The 18,231-nt window shown below is 73.6% G+C and carries 18 protein-coding genes; 14 read left to right on the top strand and 4 right to left on the bottom strand.

The genetic code is table 11. The annotated features are described in order from the left end of the window. Positions 1-223: 223 nt before the first annotated feature. From ACOOHE_RS14340 to ACOOHE_RS14280, 13 genes are all read left to right on the top strand, one after another. Positions 224-2,512, top strand: coding sequence for a RelA/SpoT family protein (locus tag ACOOHE_RS14340; RefSeq protein ID WP_420454772.1), 2,289 nt, complete (start codon positions 224-226; stop codon positions 2,510-2,512). Between the two features lie 216 nt (positions 2,513-2,728). Continuing rightward, complete coding sequence (locus ACOOHE_RS14335; protein ID WP_420454771.1) at positions 2,729-3,118, top strand: HU family DNA-binding protein; 390 nt, start codon at positions 2,729-2,731, stop codon at positions 3,116-3,118. 94 nt (positions 3,119-3,212) lie between these two features. Continuing rightward, on the top strand, positions 3,213-3,647 hold the full coding sequence (gene ruvX / locus ACOOHE_RS14330; protein ID WP_420454770.1) for a Holliday junction resolvase RuvX: 435 nt from the start codon (positions 3,213-3,215) through the stop codon (positions 3,645-3,647). A gap of 93 nt (positions 3,648-3,740) precedes the next feature. Continuing rightward, positions 3,741-4,322 carry a peptide deformylase gene (gene def, locus ACOOHE_RS14325; RefSeq protein ID WP_420454769.1) on the top strand — a complete coding sequence of 194 codons (582 nt, stop codon included), beginning with the start codon at positions 3,741-3,743 and terminating at the stop codon, positions 4,320-4,322. Positions 4,323-4,593: 271 nt separating this feature from the next. Further along, positions 4,594-4,836, top strand: coding sequence for a hypothetical protein (locus tag ACOOHE_RS14320; RefSeq protein ID WP_420454768.1), 243 nt, complete (start codon positions 4,594-4,596; stop codon positions 4,834-4,836). 45 nt (positions 4,837-4,881) lie between these two features. Next, complete coding sequence (locus ACOOHE_RS14315; RefSeq protein ID WP_420454767.1) at positions 4,882-5,697, top strand: ZIP family metal transporter; 816 nt, start codon at positions 4,882-4,884, stop codon at positions 5,695-5,697. Between the two features lie 55 nt (positions 5,698-5,752). Next, positions 5,753-6,415: a leucyl/phenylalanyl-tRNA--protein transferase gene (gene aat, locus ACOOHE_RS14310; RefSeq protein ID WP_420454766.1), complete on the top strand. Its 663-nt coding sequence runs from the start codon at positions 5,753-5,755 to the stop codon at positions 6,413-6,415. Between the two features lie 113 nt (positions 6,416-6,528). Then, positions 6,529-6,780, top strand: coding sequence for a T9SS type A sorting domain-containing protein (locus ACOOHE_RS14305; RefSeq protein ID WP_420454765.1), 252 nt, complete (start codon positions 6,529-6,531; stop codon positions 6,778-6,780). After that, on the top strand, positions 6,777-8,252 hold the full coding sequence (locus tag ACOOHE_RS14300; RefSeq protein WP_420454764.1) for a hypothetical protein: 1,476 nt from the start codon (positions 6,777-6,779) through the stop codon (positions 8,250-8,252). Before ACOOHE_RS14305 ends, ACOOHE_RS14300 begins: the two co-directional genes overlap by 4 nt. Before the next feature lie 36 nt (positions 8,253-8,288). Then, entirely contained in the window at positions 8,289-8,423 is a 135-nt protein-coding gene (locus tag ACOOHE_RS14295; protein WP_420454763.1) for a hypothetical protein, read from the top strand. 46 nt (positions 8,424-8,469) lie between these two features. Then, the gene (locus ACOOHE_RS14290) at positions 8,470-9,468 is read left to right on the top strand and encodes an N-acetylmuramoyl-L-alanine amidase-like domain-containing protein (RefSeq protein ID WP_420454762.1); all 999 of its coding nucleotides are present in this window, start codon (positions 8,470-8,472) and stop codon (positions 9,466-9,468) included. A 200-nt stretch (positions 9,469-9,668) separates the two neighbouring features. Continuing rightward, the gene (pfkA, locus tag ACOOHE_RS14285) at positions 9,669-10,649 is read left to right on the top strand and encodes a 6-phosphofructokinase (RefSeq protein ID WP_420454761.1); all 981 of its coding nucleotides are present in this window, start codon (positions 9,669-9,671) and stop codon (positions 10,647-10,649) included. A 205-nt stretch (positions 10,650-10,854) separates the two neighbouring features. Further along, positions 10,855-12,393 carry a T9SS type A sorting domain-containing protein gene (locus ACOOHE_RS14280; protein ID WP_420454760.1) on the top strand — a complete coding sequence of 513 codons (1,539 nt, stop codon included), beginning with the start codon at positions 10,855-10,857 and terminating at the stop codon, positions 12,391-12,393. Positions 12,394-12,543: 150 nt separating this feature from the next. On the opposite strand, the gene ACOOHE_RS14275 is transcribed toward ACOOHE_RS14280, so the two are convergent. The 4 genes from ACOOHE_RS14275 to ACOOHE_RS14260 all read right to left on the bottom strand — a co-directional run bounded on the left by ACOOHE_RS14275 (position 12,544) and on the right by ACOOHE_RS14260 (position 15,996). Beyond that, positions 12,544-12,756 (bottom strand): DUF433 domain-containing protein, encoded by a 213-nt coding sequence (locus tag ACOOHE_RS14275; RefSeq protein WP_420454759.1) that lies wholly within the window; start codon positions 12,754-12,756, stop codon positions 12,544-12,546. A 196-nt stretch (positions 12,757-12,952) separates the two neighbouring features. Further along, positions 12,953-13,369: an ATP-binding protein gene (locus ACOOHE_RS14270; protein WP_420454758.1), complete on the bottom strand. Its 417-nt coding sequence runs from the start codon at positions 13,367-13,369 to the stop codon at positions 12,953-12,955. Beyond that, the gene (locus ACOOHE_RS14265) at positions 13,366-13,734 is read right to left on the bottom strand and encodes an STAS domain-containing protein (protein ID WP_420454757.1); all 369 of its coding nucleotides are present in this window, start codon (positions 13,732-13,734) and stop codon (positions 13,366-13,368) included. Before ACOOHE_RS14265 ends, ACOOHE_RS14270 begins: the two co-directional genes overlap by 4 nt. A gap of 81 nt (positions 13,735-13,815) precedes the next feature. After that, positions 13,816-15,996, bottom strand: a complete 2,181-nt coding sequence (locus tag ACOOHE_RS14260; RefSeq protein ID WP_420454756.1) for a PP2C family protein-serine/threonine phosphatase — start codon at positions 15,994-15,996, stop codon at positions 13,816-13,818. Between the two features lie 369 nt (positions 15,997-16,365). Here ACOOHE_RS14260 and ACOOHE_RS14255 point away from each other — a divergent pair, with 369 nt between their 5' ends. Then, positions 16,366-18,210 (top strand): hypothetical protein, encoded by a 1,845-nt coding sequence (locus ACOOHE_RS14255; protein WP_420454755.1) that lies wholly within the window; start codon positions 16,366-16,368, stop codon positions 18,208-18,210. The last annotated feature ends 21 nt before the right edge of the window (positions 18,211-18,231 follow it).

Here is an 18,231-nt window from a genome sequence, read left to right as displayed (position 1 = left end):
CGCCGACGCCGAGAACCTCGGCCGGAGCCACGACAACCGCTAGCGGTCGTCCCTTGCGGACCGACAGATCCAGAGGCCCCGTCCCCACCGGACGGGGCCTCGTTTCATATAGGCCCCGCCGCTCGCGTCGCCTCGGTGCCGGCGCTCGGATGGCGCTGACGAAGATCGGGCGAGGGGCCTACCTTCCGGGCCCCACGGTCGCCGCTCGGCCGTTGGCCACGCGATGATCCACGCCTCCTCCGACCTCCACCGCCAGCTCGACACGCTCGTCGTCGTGCCCGAGTACGAGCGGCGGCTCCGCGTGCTCTTGGAGCACTGCCAGCGGAACCTGCCGTCGGTCGACGAGCACCTCATCCGCCGGGCGTTCCGCGTCGCGTACTGGGCCCACCGCGACGACCGCCGGGCCTCGGGCGAGCTTTACATCTCGCACCCGCTCGAAGTGGCGCTCATCGCGGCCAAGGACATCCGGATGGACGACGTGACCGTCGCCGCGGCGCTGTTGCACGACACGGTCGAGGACACCGACTTGTCGCTCGACCTGCTCCGGAGCGAGTTCGGCAACGAGGTCGCGGCGATCACCGACGGCGTGACCAAGATCGGGAGCGTGTTCGAGGACCGCCGGCTCGGCCGGGCCGAGAACGTCCGCAAGCTCATGTTGTCGATGGCGTCGGACGTGCGCGTCATCCTGGTCAAGTTCGCCGACCGGCTCCACAACATGCGGACGCTGGGCGCCATGCCGCCCGAGAAGCAGCTCCGGATCGCGGCCGAGACCCAGGACCTGTTCGCCCCGCTGGCGCACCGGTTCGGGCTCCACGAGGTCAAGACCGAGCTCGAGGACCTGTCGCTGAAGTACCTCCAGGCCGAGGCGTTCAAGGAGATCGCGACCGGTCTCAACGCCAAGCGCCGCCAGCGCGAGCGCTACATCGAGCGGTTTATCGAGCCCGTCCGCGAGGAGCTGGAGGAGGCCGGGTTCGACTTCCACATCTACGGCCGGCCCAAGAGCATCACGTCGATCTACAACAAGATGCGGCGGCAGGGCGTCGAGCTGGACGAGGTCTACGACCTGTTCGCCATCCGGATCATCCTGCGCACGGAGGGGAAGCAGGGCCGCGAGGACTGCTGGCGCGTCTACTCGGCGCTGACGGCGCGCTACCCGCCCATCGCCGACCGCTTCCGCGACTTCATCTCCGTCCCCAAGTCGAACGGCTATCAGAGCCTCCACACGACGGTCATCGGGCCGGGCGGACGGGCCGTCGAGATCCAGATCCGGACGGCCGACATGCACGAGATCGCCGAGCGCGGCGTGGCGGCCCATTGGAAGTACAAGGAAGGCGGGGGCGACGGGGCCGCGCCCCAGGGCGCGCCGGCCGGCGCGGGCGACGCCCGGATCGACGAGATGTACGCCTGGGTCCGCGACCTCCTCGAGAACCCGTCGCCCGACGACGCCGGCGAGTTCGTCCGCCAGTTCCAGCTCAACCTCTACGACGAGGAGATCTACGTCTTCACGCCCGGCGGCGACCTGGTCACGCTGCCCCGAGGCGCCACGCCCGTCGACTTCGCGTTCCAGATCCACTCCGAGGTCGGGTTCCACTGCATCGGGGCCAAGGCCGACGGGAAGATGGTCCCGCTGAGCTACCGCCTCCAGTCGGGCGAGCAGGTCGAGATCCTGACCTCGAAGCGCCAGACGCCCAACCCGGACTGGGCCGCGTTCGTCGTGACCCACAAGGCGCAGTCGCGGATCCGGCACTGGATCAACGAGCGGCGGCGGAAGGCGGTCGCGCACGGCCGCGAGCTGCTCGACAAAAAGCTCGACCGGGCCAAGCTGGCCCCGGACGAGCAGACGCTGAACAAGCTGGCGGCCGACCTCCGGTTCACGTCGTCGCAACAGCTGTTCTACGAGATCGGGTCGGGCCAGTTCGACCCGGCCGACGTGGTGGCCGCGCTCAAGCACGGGCTCCAGACCGAAGCGCCGGCCGAGGCGCCGACGGGCACGTCGCCGGCGCTCTTGGAGGTCGACGAGATCGACTTCCGCGAGGACGCGCGCGAGCGGGGCGGGGGGCGGACCGCGCTCGTCATCGAGGGCGAGCGGCACACCGACCTCGCCGTCGAGTACGCGACCTGTTGCGGCCCCATCCCCGGCGACGACGTGTTCGGGTTCCTCTCCAAGACGGGCGTCGTCAAGATCCACCGGAAGGGGTGCAAGAACGCGCCCCACCTGTTCGTCGACCACGCCGAGCGCGTGATCCCGGTCGAGTGGAGCCGGCAGAAGGATGTCCAGTTCTCGTCCACGCTGCGGATCGTGGGGGAAGACCGCGTCGGTATCGTGAGCGACATGACCGCGGTGATCTCGAAGAGTTTGAAGACGAACATCCGATCGATCACGGTCACGTCGGAGGACGGCATGTTCGAGGGGACCATCGTGCTCTACGTGAGCGGCGTGAAGCAGCTCCGCCGGATCACCAAGCGGTTGGGCCGCCTCGACGGCATCTTCGGGGTCTACCGCGAGGAGTAGGGGGAAGCCCGAAATCCTATGTGCGTGGGCCTGGTGCCCGGGGTCCGAGGAGGGTGAAACTTTGGCCCTCCCCGTTTCGAGGTCGTTACCGGGCGTAGGTTACGTGGCCAGAATCGATGTTCGTAGGCTCCCGTGCGGGCGAGCCTCCCTTTTGCCCCCCCGCGTTCGTGCTGAGGCCCCACTCATGTGTGGGCCCCCGGACCCTCTCCCACCACGATGGACTCCACTCCCCGCCGCACTCCCACGCTCACCAAGAAGGACGTCGCCCGAGAGGTCTCCGCCTCGATCGGCGAGCCGCTCTACAAGTGCGAGCCCTGGGTCCAGGCCACGATCGACGCGCTCCGTGACCTGATGGCCGCCGCCGACCCCGAGGTCCGCATCGAGCTCCGCGACTTCGGCGTGTTCGAGGTCAAGAAGACGAAGGCCAAGCCGAAGGCCCGAAACCCGAAGACGAATGAGACGGTCTTTATCCCGTCCCGTCGGAAGACCCACTTCAAGCCGGGCAAGAAGCTCCGCGAGACGCTCCAGGAGCCGCTCGAAGACCTGGGCTACGAGATCCCGGAGGGCAGCGCCGACCACCCCTCGCGCCGCGCCCGCGCCGCCTAGCTCCGTCGGGCCCCACCTGCTCCGCCCCCTCCGCGCTCGGTCGCGGTGGGGGCGGTCCACGTTCGGGACCCCGGTCGGCCGCTAGCTTCTCCCCATGACCCCGCCGCCCCGCGTCGCCGGCGTCGACTACGGCGACCGCCGGGTCGGCATCGCCCTCGCCGACCCGCTCCGCCTGTTCGCCCGCCCCGTCGGCACGTTCGCGCCGGGCGAGGCGCTGCGCGAGCTGGCGCGGATGGCGTCCGAGGACGACGTGGGTGTGATCGTCGTCGGGTGGCCGCTGACGGACGAGGGGGAGGAGGGGGCCGCCGTCGACCGGGTCCGCCCGTTCCTGGGCCGGCTCAAGAAGGTGGCCGCCGGCGCGGAGGTCGTGGTCCAGGACGAGCGGGACTCGTCGCGCCGGGCGCTCGACGACCTGGTCGAGGCGGGCGTCTCGAAAAAACGCCGCCGCGACAAGGGGGCGCTCGACGCCGCCGCGGCCTGCGTCATTCTTCAGGACTGGCTCGACGAGAGGGGGAGGGATAAGGGATGAGGAATGGGGGATCCGGCCGCCGTCGGTTGAGCCCCGGCGCGGAGGTCGTCATCTTCCGCCTTCCGCCTTCCGCCTTCCGCCTTCCGCCTTCCGATGGTTCTCCCGATCTACGCCTACGGCCAGCCGATCTTGCGCCAGCGCGCGGCCGAGGTCGAGGCCGACGGCCCCGAGCTCCAGGCCCTCATCGACGACATGATCGAGACGATGGGCGTGGCGCGCGGGGCCGGGCTCGCGGCGCCCCAGGTGGGCCAGTCGCTCCGGCTGTTCGTCGCCGACCTGACGTCGTACGCCGACGACTTGGCCGACGACAACGACGGCGTGGTGCCGGACTACGCCCGCGAGCCGCTCGTCTTCATCAACCCGGAGATCACGCTCGACGAGGACGCCCCCGAGGTCGACGTCGAGGAGGGGTGCCTGTCGATCCCGGACTTGCGGGAGACCGTCTGGCGGCCGGACGCGCTCCGCATCCGGTTCCTCGACCGCCACTTCGTCGCCCACGAGTGGCCGGTGGCGGGGCCGCTGGCGCGCGTGATCCAGCACGAGGCCGACCACCTCGACGGCGTCCTCTACGTCGACCACCTCTCGCCGCTCCGCCGCAAGCTGCTCGGCCGCCGCCTCAAGGCCATCGCCCGCGGCGACGTCGAGGCCGACTATCCCCTCGCGTTCGCGGAGTAGGGCTCGCTGGCGCTCGCGGGGGCTCGCTGGCGCTCGTGGGAAAGGGGAAACAGGAAAGGGGAAACGGCAGAGGGCGTCGGCGTGGGCCGTCCGTGGACAACTCGGGGGGCCGGCGCTGGTGCGGGGGCGGGGGAGGGGCCAGATTCCACCCGTCCACCCGTCCACCCGTCCACCCGTCCACCCGTCCACCCGTCCACCCGTCCACCCGTCCACCCGTACGGCGGACCCCGGCGCGGGGACGGCCGTACATCGGGCCCCTTCTCCCAAACCGATGGCCGACCTCTCGACCAAAGACGACCCCCTCCACCTCCGCGACGAGCGGCCCGACTACGTCCAGGACAAGGTGGGCATGGGCAACGAGCCCGGCGACGACGACGACCTCTCGGAGGTGGTCCCGCCCCAGATCAACGCGGGCCCCCAGGACACCGGCTCGCTCGGCGTCGACAAGCCGACGGTCTCGCTCGACGAGGAGAAGGTGCGGCAGGCCGAGCGCGAGGGGAAGGGGTATCAGTAAGCCCGCCCGTCGGCGCCGCGTCCGCTCGCGTCTCCCGATCCGTCCGTGAGCCCCTCGGTCGCCGCCCTCCTGTCCGTCCTGGGCATCTCGCTGGTCTCGCTGGCGGGCGTGTTCACGCTGTCGCTGGGCCGGGCGCGGCTGGAGCGGGTCATCTTCCTGCTCGTCTCGTTCGCCGTCGGCGCGATGCTGGGGGGGGCGCTGCTCCACCTGATCCCCGAGAGCTACGACGCGCTGGGCGAGGGGCCGCAGACGGGGCTCCTGGTGCTGGCGGGCGTCGTCGCGTTCTTCGTGTTGGAGAAGTTCCTCCACTGGCGCCACCAGCACGGGGCGCCCGAAGCGCTCGACGGGGCGACGGGCCACGTCCACCACGGCCACAGCCACGGGCTGGACCGGCCGCCCCAGGGCGAGGCGGCGCCGTTCGCCCTCGTCAACCTGGTGGGCAGCGTGGCCCACAACGTGATCGACGGGGCGATTGTGGCCGCGGCCTACCTCGTCTCGATCCAGACCGGCGTCGTGACGACGCTGGCCGTGATGCTCCACGAGATCCCCCAAGAGATCGGCAACTTCGGCGTGCTCGTCTACGGCGGCTACCCGCCGCGGAAGGCGCTGCTGTACAACTTCGTCGCCGGTCTGGGCGGGCTCGTCGGCGCCGGGCTGGTGCTGGCGCTCGGCGGCAGCGTCGAGGGCCTGGCGGACTGGCTCTTGCCGATCACGGCGGGCGCGTTTCTCTACATCGCCGGGAGCGACCTCATCCCCGAGCTCAACCGCCGTCACAGCTACCCGGCCACCAAGGCCGTCGGCCAGCTGGTGATGATGCTGCTGGGCATCGCGGTGATGGCGCTGCCGCTGTTGTGGGGTTGAGCGGGTTCGGCGGGTGGGGGCGGGTCGAGCGGGTTCAGAAGACGGCGCTCGACATTTGCCTGACCTGCCGAACCCGAGCGACCGGCCAAACCCGCTGAACCCACCCGTGCTCACCCCCGACCTGCTGCTGGCGGCCTACCGCATCGGCGTGTTCCCGATGGCCGACCCCGACGGCGAGATCGGGTGGTACGCGCCGGACCCCCGGGCCGTGCTGCCGCTCGACGCCGTCCGCGTGCCGAAGACGCTGGCGAAGACGGTCCGCCGGGGCCGGTTCGAGGTCGTCGTGGACCGGGACTTCGAGGGGACCGTCCGGGCGTGCGCGGCGCCGGCGCCGGACCGGCCGGAGACCTGGATCTCGGGGGAGATCGTCGAGGCGTACGTCGCGCTCCACGAGCGGGGCCACGCTCACAGCGTCGAGTGCTGGGCCGACGGCGCGTTCGCGGGCGGGCTCTACGGCGTCGCGTTGCGGGGCGCCTTTTTCGGCGAGAGCATGGTGACGCGCGTCCGCGACGCCTCGAAGGTGGCGTTGGTGGCGCTCGTCGAGCGGCTGCGGGCCGGCGGGTTCGTCCTGCTCGACACCCAGATGTCGACGCCGCACCTGGCGCGGTTCGGCGTCGTCGAGATCCCGCGCCGCCGGTTCGAGCGCCGGTTGGCGGCAGCGATGGCCGTCGACGGGGACTGGCACGCGGTCGACCGAATCGGGAGCGATGGCCGGTAACACTCGGGCCGGTCGGGCGTTCACCGACCTCCCGCCGTTCTGAGCGAGCCGAGTCCGCAACTGCGAAACCTCCCTCGCTCGCGACGGCGCCCGAGGCGTTCGCCGTCGAGGGCGTGTACCCGAACCCGACGGCGGGTCCGGCGACGGTCGCCGTGGCGGTCGCCGAGCCGTCGCGGGTCGAGGTCGCCGTCTACGACGTGCTCGGCCGGCGCGTCGCGGGGGCGGTCCGAGCGCTCGATCCCGGAGCGCACGCGGTCCCGCTCGGAACCGGGCGGCTGGCCCCGGGCGTCTACGTCGTCCGCGTGACGGCCGAGGGACCGACGGGTCCCGCCGCCGAGACTCGTCGCCTCACGGTCACCCGATGACACCCACCTGGCTCCACGCTCCTCTCGTGGCCGTGCTCGCCCTCGTGGCGGGCGCGGCCACCGCCCAGCCGGCCCCGCCGCCGGCCGACGTGGCGTGGGAGCGGATGCCGCTGTTCCCCAACTTCGGGTACCCCCGGATGATCGCCGAGGGCCTCGCCGTGCTCCCGACCGACCGCGAGGACGGCCCGCCGTTCCGGCTCTACGTGGTCGGGACCGACTTCGTGGTCTACGACCCCGAGCGGGCGGCCGAGCAGAGCGAGCGGGACCAGGACGAGTTCGGGCCCTGGGTCGACCTCTGCTACCCGGGCGCGTGCGGGCCGTTCGACGTGGCGGCCACCGAGGCCGGCTCGCTCGTCGGCGCGGAGGGCGGCGAGATCATCCGCTCGACCGACGGCGGGGCCACGTGGACCCGGGACGTCGGGGGCGGCCCGACCTACACGGCGCTCGTCGTGTTCCAGCCGCGCCTGGCCGCCCGCGACGCCGGGGGCCGAGCGCCGGTCCTCGCGGCCGACTCGCCCAACGTCCGCCGGTCGTACGGCGACGGGGCCGAGGGGACGTGGGAGCAGGCGACGGAGGGCGATACGTACTCGTTCAAGGCCGGCGGCGACGTGATCGCGTTCGGGGAGGTCCCTCCGTCGCCCGCGCTCCCGAACGGCCGTCTCTTGGCCGGGGTCTGGAACGGGGTCACGGTCTCCGACGACGGCGGGGCCACCTGGCGCCCGGGCGAGGGGGCCTATGGGTTCGCCCAGTACCTCGGCTACAGCTTCGCGTTCGTCCCCGACCCGGCCCACCCCTACGGCGGGGCCGTCCTCGCGGGCGTCGACGACCTCGCGTTCGGGCGGGACTCGACGGCGACCGTGTACCGGTCGGAGGACGGGGGCTCGACGTGGGCCCGGGCCCACCGGTTCAGCCCGGCCGCGCTCGGGCTCCCCGACGCGAACCGGGTCATGCTCGCGGTGACCCCGGACGGGGCCGTGTGGGCTGGGGTGAGTCACGAGGTCGGCGGGCTCCCCCAGACGTACCCGGCGGCCGTGGCCCGGTCGGCCGACGGGGGCCGGACGTGGGAGTTGGTGTCCGCCGGGGTCGACATGCGCCGGATCTACGAGCTGATGGTGGGCCCGGACGACCGGCTGTACGTGGCGACGGCGGTCGGCGTGTGGCACACGGCGGGCCCGGCGTACGAGGTGGCCGGGGAGGACCGCCCGGCGGCCCCGCCGGGGCTCGGGGTGTCGGCGTGGCCGAACCCGACAGAGCGCGCGGCGACGGTGGCCGTCGAGCTTGAGGCGCCGGGCGTGGTCCGGGTCACGGTGACGGACGCGCTCGGCCGCGAGGTGGCCGCGCTCCACGACGGTCCGGCGGCGGACGGGCAGCGGTGGACGGTCGACACGGGCCGGTGGGCGCCCGGGACGTACGTGGTCCGGGCCGAGACGATGGCCGGTGCGGTCACGGCCGGGCTCACGGTCGTCCGGTAACGTGGGGCCGGCGGGTTCGTCCTGCTCGACACCCAGATGTCGACGCCGCACCTGGCGCGGTTCGGCGTCGTCGAGATCCCGCGCGCCCAGTTCGAGCGCCGGCTGGCGGCGGCGATGGCCGTCGACGGCGACTGGCACGCGGTCGACCGAATCGGGAGCGATGCGCGGTAACACTCGGGCCGGTCGGGCGTTCACCGGCTCTCCGCACCGCCGTCCCATGCTCCGTCTCGCCCTCGCCCTCAGCCTGTCCGCCGTCGGCGCGTCGTGCGGACCGAAGCCGGCCGAGCCCATGGACGCCCCGCGCCCGGCGACCGCCGCCCAGGCCGACGTCGCGCCGGCCGCGCCGCCGGTCTCGAACGCCGAGCTCCCGGTCGTCGCCGCCGAAGCGGCGCAGGCGCCGGCCGACACCATCGAGGCGGCCCGGACCGAGACGATGGAGACGTTCCAGCGGATCGTCGACGAGGCGGCCACGCAGGGCGTCGCGGCGCGGCCCTACGGCGAGATCGTCCAGTGGGTCGGCGAGCAGCTCATCGGGCGGCCCTACGTGGCCGGGATGCTCGACGCGCCCGCCAGCGAAACGTTGGTCGTGGACCTGACGGCGTTCGACTGCGTGCTCTACATCGAGAACGTCCTGTCGCTGGCCCGGATGATCGCGCTCGGCGAGACGTCGTTCCAGGCCTACGCCGACGGCGTCCGGACGCTCCGCTACCGCGACGGCGCGCTCGACGGCTACTGCTCGCGGCTCCACTACTTCTCGGACTGGATCCGCGACAACGAGCGGCGCGGGGCGCTCACGAACGTGACCCAGTCCATCGGCGGCGAGCCATTCGAGAAGCGGTTGACGTTCATGGGCGAGCACCGCGACGCCTACCCCAAGATGGCCGTCGACTCGACCTACGCCTGCATCGTCGACATGGAGGCGTCGCTGGCCGGCGCCGAGCTGTTCTACGTGCCCCAGGACCGGATCGCCGACGTGTACCCCAGCTTGCGCCCCGGCGACGTCATCGCGACGGCGACCAGCATCGGCGGGCTCGACGTGACGCACACCGGGTTCGTCCACAAGACCGACGCCCACACCGGGTTCATGCACGCCTCGCTGTCGTCCGACGCCGTCAAGATCTCGGACGACCTCGCGGCCTACGTCCAGGGCATCCGGAGCCAGGTCGGCGTCGTCGTCGTCCGCCCGACGGACCCGCGAACTCCGGTCGGGGGCTGATGCGCAGGTCCGGCCGATCGGTCTCCGTCTGAGACTGGAGGGAGTGGGGAGTATGGGGGTGTGAGAGAAAACCCCCTCCTCCCGCACGCCCACACCCCCCACTCTTTCAGGTCCGGGCGGACCCGCGATGAAGAGTCGGCGCCGGGCCACGCCCGCCTGCGGACCGGTCGATCTTGCGGGTCCCCCCGACCTCTTCCGGCATGGACCTCCAGCGAATCGGCGTGTTCACCTCGGGCGGCGACTCGCCCGGCATGAACGCCTGCATCCGGGCCGCCGTCCGCCGCGCGCTCGCCGAGGGGCTCGAGGTTGTCGGGATCAAGCGGGGCTACGCGGGCATGATCGACGGCGACTTCGTCGAGATGGACCGGCAGTCGGTCTCGAACATCTTGCAGCAGGGCGGGACCATCCTCAAGAGCGCCCGGAGCGACCGGTTCCGCACGCCCGAGGGCCGGGCCGAGGCCGCCGTCCAGCTCCGCGAGGCCGGCGTCGACGCGCTCGTGGCCATCGGCGGCGACGGGACGTTGCAGGGGGCGACCCACCTCGCGGCCGAGCACCAGATCGCCGTCGTGGGGTGCCCCGGAACGATTGACAACGACCTGTTCGGGACCGACGAGACCATCGGGTTCGACACGGCGCTCAACACGGCGCTCGACTCGATCGACAAGATCCGCGACACGGCCGACGCCCACGACCGGCTGTTCCTGGTCGAGGTGATGGGCCGCGACACCGGGTTCATCGCGCTCGCGTGCGGGATCGGCGGCGGCGCCGAGCTGGTCCTGATCCCCGAGATGATGACCGACGTGGTGGCGATCAAGGACCGGATCCTCTCGCTCATGGTGTCCCAGAGCCGGTCGAGCATCGTGGTCGTGGCCGAGGGCGACGAGCTGGGCGGGGCCCACATAATCCGCCAGGCGCTGGCCCAGGACCCGGCGTTCGACCGGATCGACACGCGCGTCTCGGTCTTGGGCCACATCCAGCGCGGCGGGAGCCCGACGGCCCGGGACCGCGTCCTGGCCTCGCGGCTGGGCGCGGCGGCCGTCGAGGCGCTGGTCGAGGGCCACGACGGGGTCATGGTCGGGATCGTCAACAACGACCTCCGGCTGACCCCGATGCGGAACGTCTGGAGCCGCAAGAAGGACGTGGACTACGACCTCCTCCAGCTCACGGAGCTGCTGAGCTGAGGCGTCGGCCGGAAGCGGTGAGCCGTGAGGGGCGGCGGCTCGCGGCCGCGGTCTGTCCTGTCGCGAGGGCTCACTCGCAAGCGGAGAGCGCGAGGCCGGGGCTCTCGCAGGTCAACCGGACGGAACGGGGCTGGCGACCGCGCCTACGCGGTCGAGCTGATGACCGGCGGGCTCCCTATACTCGGGTTCTGACTGTTCCCCGACGATGGATCGATCCGGTCTCCGCTTCCGCCTCCTGGCCGCTGCGCTCGTCCTGAGCGCGGTGGCCGGGCCGGCATCCTCCCAGACCCCGCCCGACGTGACGTGGGAGTTCGTCGGCGCCGACAGCGCGGGGGTCGACGCGCTCGCGCTCGTTGACCCGGCCGACGGTCAACCCTTCGGGCTGCCACACCCGGCCTTCGCCACGTTCTACTTCCCGGCCCCGTACCACTACCCGAACGGCGAGTACCCCCACCCGTACTCCTTCGGGCTCGTCAGGCTCGCCGAAGGAGGGAAGAACCGGACGGCCTCTCCCGACTCGTCGTGGGACCTCCTCGCCGAGTACCGGGGGCCGAACGGCCTCTACGCCGACGCGAGCGGGCTCGTGGTCACGACGGAGTTCGGGTCGCGCCCGCTCCAGCGCTCGACCGACGGCGGGGCGACCTGGGCCGATGTCGACACCGACGAGTGCAACGGGGACGGGATCGACGCCCGGATCGTCCGGACGTACGGGCCCGGCCGCGAGCGCGCGCTCTGGGTCGTCGGCCAGCTCTGCCGGAGCGACGACGACGGGGCCACCTGGACCCCCGTCCCCCAGCTCGCCGCCCCCGAGTACGTCCGCCGCCGCGACCTCCTGGAGCTCCCGCCCTCGGCCGCGCTCCCCGAGGGACGGCTCGTCCTCGGCGTCGGCGCCGGCGTCTTGCTCTCCGACGACAACGGCTCGACGTGGGTCGGGTCCTCGCTCAACCAGTACTTCCGGTGGGTCGGCAACGACCTCGTCCTCGTCCCCGACCCCGCCCACCCGTACGGGGGCACGGCCTACGTCTCGGCCAAGGACTTCCACTTCGAGGACCGGGGGTACATCGTCGTCCTCGCCTCCGACGACGGCGGGGCGACGTGGGACGAGCGGCACCGGTTCGTGTTCGGCGAGCACGGGCTGGCCCGGATCGACGGGAACCCGGAGCTGGTCGCGCTCGGGGACGGGTCGCTCGTGACGGGGCTGCTCCAGACCGTGGGCGGGTCGGCCCAGGACCTCGGGACGGTCGTGTGGTCGGGCGACGGGGGGCAGACGTGGCACCCGCTGGGCCCGCAGCCGCCGTGGCTCGGGGAGAGGCCGCCGGCCGGCGCGTGCGACCCGGCGTGCGAGGGCGGGGCGTGGCCGGGGTGGGGCGCGAAGCACCTCCGTGTGGACCGGGCGGGCCGGGTGTGGGCGGGGACGGACAACGGGGTGTGGCGGACGACGGGCCCAGCGTGGGCCGTGGCGTCGGAGACCGACGTGCCGGACGTGCCGGGGCTCGGCCTGTCCGTCCGCCCGAACCCGGCCGGGCGCGCGGCGACGGTGTCCGCATCGTTGGCCCACTCAGCGTCAGTCCGGGTGTCGGTCCACGACGTGCTCGGCCGCGAGGTGGCCGTGCTCCACGACGGGCCGGCGTCGGGCGACGCCGAGTGGTCGGTCGACACGGGCGGGTGGGTGCCCGGGACGTACGTCGTCCGGGTGACGGCCGGGGCGGCTCGGGCGACCGCGACGCTGACGGTCGCGCGCTAGCCTCCCGCTCCACCCCAACCCGGTCTCAGCAGCTCCCCGTTTTTGACACCGGGCCAGCCCATGTCCGCCACCGTCCGCACGTCGTGGTCTGGAAATGCCGGCTTCAGCTTGCGGCCCGGCAGGCACTCGTGTCCAGCAGAACGCGCACGGCTACGCGGCCTCCGCGGCGAGGAGCGCGTCCGTCGCCCGCTCCAAGAACGTCTCGACCTGCTCCCGGCGAACGGTCGGGAAGTCGGCGAGGAACTCGTCGAGGTCGTCGCCCGCCGCGAGGGAGTCGATCAGGTTCTGGACGGGCACGCGCGACCCGTAGAAGACGGGCGTCCCCCCGAGGATGTCGGGGTCTCGGACGACGACAGGGTCCATGGGCCTGGCCTCAGATGGGGTCCGTTCGAGAACGTCTCGCACGCCGGATGGTTGCTCCCCGTCCCTACCCCAAGTTGTGCCTCTGGTTCTCAGGACCGGGGACAGAAGACCGCCTGAGACTCGTCAGGGAAGCCGGTCCCTGGTCCTCCGTCTCCGGTCCTCCAGCCTCTTCCAGTTCAGACGCAACGTGGGTTCCCTACACCTCGCGCCGCATCGTCATTTGGACCTCGTTGGTCCCCCGGTCCCAGCGGTACGCCAGGTCGTCCACGAGTCGGCGGATCAGGTGCAGGCCGTAGCCGTGCGCGGCGCGCTGGCGGACGACCTCGTCGGCCGGCGCGGTCGGCGCCGTGGTCGGGTCGAACCGGTCGCCGCGGTAGCGGACGGTGACCGTCAGCCGGCCCCGGCCCGGCGTGGCGCGGACGACGACCTGGGCGCCGTCGTCGAGCCCGTGCTCGATGGCATTCGCGACCGTCTCGTCGACGGCCAGTTGGAGCCGCCGCGCCCGCGCCTCGCCCAGGCCCGCCGACGCGGCCCACGCGCCGACGCTCGCCCGCACCCGGGCCAGCTCGGCCGTGTCGCCGCGCACGCGCAAGCTCTGGGCCGCCGCGCTCACCGCTCGCCCCCAAACGCGCCGACGGCCGCCTCGACCGTCTCGTGCATGTCGAAGACCGTCGGGAAGCCGAGCAGGTCGAACACCTCGAACACGCGGTCGGGGAGCGCCGCGATCTTGAGGTCGCCGCCGCCGTCGCGCGCCGGCTCGACGAACGCCATGAACACGCCGAGCCCGGCCGACGACACGTAGTCGAGCCCGGACCCGTCGGCGACGAGCCGGTGGTCGCCGTCGTCGAGGCACGCCTGGAGCGCGGCCTCGAAGTCGGGCGCCGTGTGGGCGTCGAGCTCGCCCCGGAGCGCGAGCACGCGGACCGGGGCCGTGGCCGCGCCGGCGCGCTGGTCGAAGGAGACGGAAAAGTGGCTCATGACGAGTGAAGGGTGAAGAGTGAAGGGCAGGGACGAGGGCGACGTAGAGGGGAGGGGCGCTACCCTCTTTCCCTTTACCCCTCACCCATCACCCGCAAACGCGGGGCGCTCGGTGACGGGGGGGCCGGCGGAGACGTCGGCGGCAGGGACGGCCTCGCCGCGGCCGGTCCACCGGAGGACGACGAACGTGGTGTCGTCGTCGGGCTCGTCGGAGCCGGCCCAGGCCCGAGCCTCGGCGAGCAGGAGGTCGCGGAGGTCGAGCGCGCCGACGTGGGCGTGGCGCTCGACGAAGGCCGCCAGCCGGTCGTACCCGTACTCGTGGCCCTCGACGTCGCGCGCCTCCGTCAGCCCGTCGGTGTAGAGGACGAGCGTGTCGCCGGGCGCGAGCCGGAGGCACTGCTCGACGAGCGTCTGGCGGAACGTCTCGCCGCGGCGGTCGAGCCCGATGGCGAGCCCGTCGCCCCGGAGCAGCCAGCGGCCCCCGTCGGCCCGGGCCCGGTCGCGGACCAGGACGGCCGGCGGGTGGCCGGCCCGCGCCAGCGCCAGCGTCCCCGCGTCGGCGTCGACGACGGCGTAGACGGCCGACACGAACACGCCGCGCCCGAGCGACGGCGACAGCGCGTCGTTGGCCCCGGCCAAGAGCTCGCCCGGCGACCGCGTGAGCCGGCTGCCGGCCTGGAACACGCCCTTCATCTCGGCCATGTAGAACGCCGCCGGCGTCCCCTTGCCCGACACGTCGGCCACCATCACCCCGACGCAGTCGTCGCCCAGGCGGACGACATCGTAATAATCGCCGCCGACCTCCTTCGCGGGCCGCTCGGCAGCGGCCAGCTCGATCCCGTCGATCTGGGGGAGCGACTGGGGGAGGAGCCGCTGCTGGACCTCGCGCGCCAGCACCAGCTCGCGCGCGAGCCGCTCGCGTTCGAGCGCGTCGGCGAACAGGTCGGCGTGGGAGAGCGACAGGGCGGCCTGGCCGGCGAACGTGTCGAGCGCGGCGAGGTCGTCGGGCTCGAAGGCGTCGGCCGTCGTCCGGGCCACCAGCAGGACGCCGCGCGTGAGCCCGCCGGGCCCGTCGCCCTCGGGCCCACCCAGCGGCAGCGCGACCAGGCTCGCGATCCCGTCGCCCGGTCGGGCGCGGACGCGGTGGTCGGCCTCGGCGTGGGCCAGCACGAGCGGGCCGTTGGCCTCGGTGGCCGCCCGGTAGAGCGCGTCGGCGTCGGCGGCCCGGCCGGCGGCCTCGAGCGGGATCCCCTCGGCGGCGACGACGACGGGCCGGATCTGGCCCCGCGCCGGGTCCGTCAGCGCGACCCAGGCCGCGTCGCCCAGGCCGGCCTCGACGGGGCCCCGGGCGACGGCCGCCGCCAGATCCGCCCGGTCCAACAGCCGGCCCGACAGGTCGGCGAGGGAGCGGAGCGCGCGGCGCTCGCCGGCCCGCTGGTCCTGCAACGTCGCCGACGACAAACCGAACAGGAGCGAGAGCGTCGTCGCGAGCCCGTAGAGCCCGCCGAACACGGTCCCGATCAGGACGAGCACCGAGAGCGACCGGCTCAGGACGGCCGTGTACGGGTAGACGCCGCCCTCGCCCGTCCCGTCGCCGACGGGGAGCACGCCGGGCCCGTCGATCTGGACGTAGAGCAGGACCCCCAGCACAGTCGAGAGCCCCAGCGCCAGCGCCCCGGCGGCCCACCGCTGCCGCGACGGGAGGTCGCCGATCCACCCCTGGCGGACGACCAGCACCACGCCGGCCAGCACCGCCGCCGCCGCGAACGGGGCCATCACCGCCGGCGCGTAGCGGTTCAGTGGGTGCCCGGCGACGGTCAGCGCCGCCGCCACGGCGAGGGCCAGGAAGACGGCCCACGTCGCTAGCGCCGACCGGCGGCGGCGGTGGAGCGCGAGCGGTCGGAGCGAGGCCAGGACCGTCGCCGCGAGCCCGGCCTCGGCCGTCCCCAACACGGCCGCCCAGACGACAGTCAGCGGCCGGTCGGCCAAGCCGGTCTTCGGGTCGATCAGCCCGTCGTGGCTGCCCCCGACGGCGACGGTCAGCCCCAAGACGCCGAGCGCGAGCCCGAGCGGGAGCGCCAGGCTCCGCAGCGGGCCCGTCCGCCCGCCAAGCCCGGCGAGGGCCACGTAGAGCCCGACGGCAGCGGCGACCGTGGCGAGGTCGAGCCCGACCGCGAGGGCCGCCCCGGGCACGCCGTCCGCCGTCGCCCGGGCCGCAGCGACGCCGGCCAGCACGGCGACGGCCCCGACGCCCAGGCCCACCCGCCGCGGGACGGTGGCGACCAGGGCGCGGAGCGCGCGGCGGCGGGCGGGGAGCGTGGCGGGCAGGGGCGAGGCGGGCGGCGTCGGACCGTGTTCGGCGCGGAGCGGGCGGGGTTGCGAATATATCCGGGCGGCGCCGGGCAACCCCGCCGGCCAAGCCCCGTAGCCGGGTCGACCGCACGCCAGGCCGCGCCTCGGCTGGCGGACCCCCCCATCCGGTCGCCCGTCGCTTCGCTCAGCGGGCGCCCGGACTGTCCCTCGAAGGGGGACGTCTTTCCGAGCCGGGAGCAGGCGGCGGATGCCCGCCCAGCGACCTGCCGGGAAGCGGCGGGCCGCGACGCAGCGCCCTGCCCCTATTCTCCCACGCCCGTGCGCACCGTCCTCTCCCGCCTCCTGCTCGTCGGCCTGCTCGGCGTCGCCGTGTTCGCCGTCGTCCGCCTGGCCGACGGGACGAGCCGGGCGCTCGTCGCCCTCGAAGGGTTGCACGCCGACGAGCTCGACCACCAGGCGTTCTCGCTCGACGCCCCGGGGACGCTCGCCATCGACGCGGCCGGGTCGTTCGAGGAGGCCGGCAGCCCAGCGTCCGACACGACGCTGGCGGCTTACGGCTGGGTCGTCCGCCGGTCCGACGGGGCCGTCGTCTGGCAGATGGACCCGGCCCGTCCGAGCCGCGGCACGCTCGTCACGGTCGCCGACACGCTCCGGCTCGAGCCCGGCATCTACGACGCCTACTTCACCGGCTTCGGCGACCCGCTCGTCCGCGAGCCGGGCCCGCGCGACGGGTCGCTGCGCGAGCGCGTCCGGGCGTTCCTGAGCCGCGGCGGCCGGGCCTGGGTCGGCGACGCCGGCCGCTGGCGGCTCCTCCTGCGGGCGCTCGACGAGGGCGCTCGGGAGGCCGAGACCTCGGACCTCGGCGACCCCGCCCGGACCGACGTGCCGGACGACTCGGCCGTCGTCTGGCGAACGGTCGGGGTCGAGAACCGGGACCGGCGCGAGGGCCTGCTCCAGGTGACCGCCCCGGCCCGCGTTCGCGTCCGCGCCGTCACCGAGGTGACCGACGGCGTCGTGGCCGACGTCCCGTCCATCGTCCGGCTCGACACGCGCGACACGGTCTGGACCGCGAGCGGGCCCGGCGTCTGGGCCGGCGGCTCGCTCAAGAACCGGGTCGTCGAGGCCGAGGTCGCCCTGGAGCCGGGCCTCTACCGGGCCGCCTTCGCTGCGGACCGCTCGCACGCCTACGACGGCTGGACCGCCAACCCGCCGCTCGTCCCGTGGGCGTGGGGGATGACCATCCGCCGGGCCACCCCGGACGCGGCCGTCGCCCGCCTCGACCCGGCCGACGTCGAGCTCCCCGAGATCGTGGCCTTCGAGTGCGTCGGGCCGGACCAGGAGCGGCGGGCCACCTTCGACGTGCCAGCGCCGCTCGACGTGCTGGTGGTGGCCGTCGGCGAGATCGCGTCGGGCTCGCGCTACGACTACGCGACGCTCGAGGTCGCCGACGGCGACGACTGGGACGACGTCTGGGAGATGCGGCGCGACCTGGAGCCGGCCGGCGGCGCCGACAAAAACCGACGGGCCGTGGTCGCCCTACCGCTCGAGCCCGGGACCTACCGCCTGACCTACGAGACCGACGGCTCGCACGACTGCGAGAGCGGCTACAACAGCGAGGGCGGCCCCGACGACCCGCTGTGGGGCGCCGTCGTCTACGCGCTCGACCCGTCCGCCGACCTCGCCGCGTTCAACGTGCGCGTCGACGAGCCGGCCCCGTCGGCGGCTCCGCCGTCGTCGTCGGTCGGCGCGCTCGTCCTGCCGGACGCCAGCCGGCTGCTGGCCCAGATCGACTCGGTCGGCGACGACCAGGACCGCCGCGTCCGGTTCACGCTCGACGCCCCGACCGAGGTGATGATCATCGCCCAGGGCGAGCTGTCGGACGAGAGCCGCTACGACTTCGCCACGCTCGAACGGGCGAACGGGCAAGAGGTCTGGGCGATGACGTGGGAGAACACGGTCCCCGGCGGCGACGCCCTGTTCCACCGCCGCTTCGAGGGCCCGCTCGCGCTCGGCCCGGGCACCTACGTCCTGCGCTACCGGTCCGACGGGAGCCGCGGCTTCGGCGACTTCGGCCCGGCCAGCCGCGCCCTGTGGGGCGTCCACGTGTACGGGCCGGACGCCGCGCCGCCCGAGACGCCGGAGACACCCACCGTCGACGTGTAGCCGGCACCGCGCCGAGCGGGC

It is taken from the genome of Rubrivirga sp. (genome assembly GCF_965213695.1).
In the GTDB taxonomy this organism is placed as follows: domain Bacteria; phylum Bacteroidota; class Rhodothermia; order Rhodothermales; family Rubricoccaceae; genus Rubrivirga.
The sequence above is the reverse complement of the archived record's forward strand: the minus strand, read 5'-3'. Positions and strand labels throughout refer to the sequence as shown.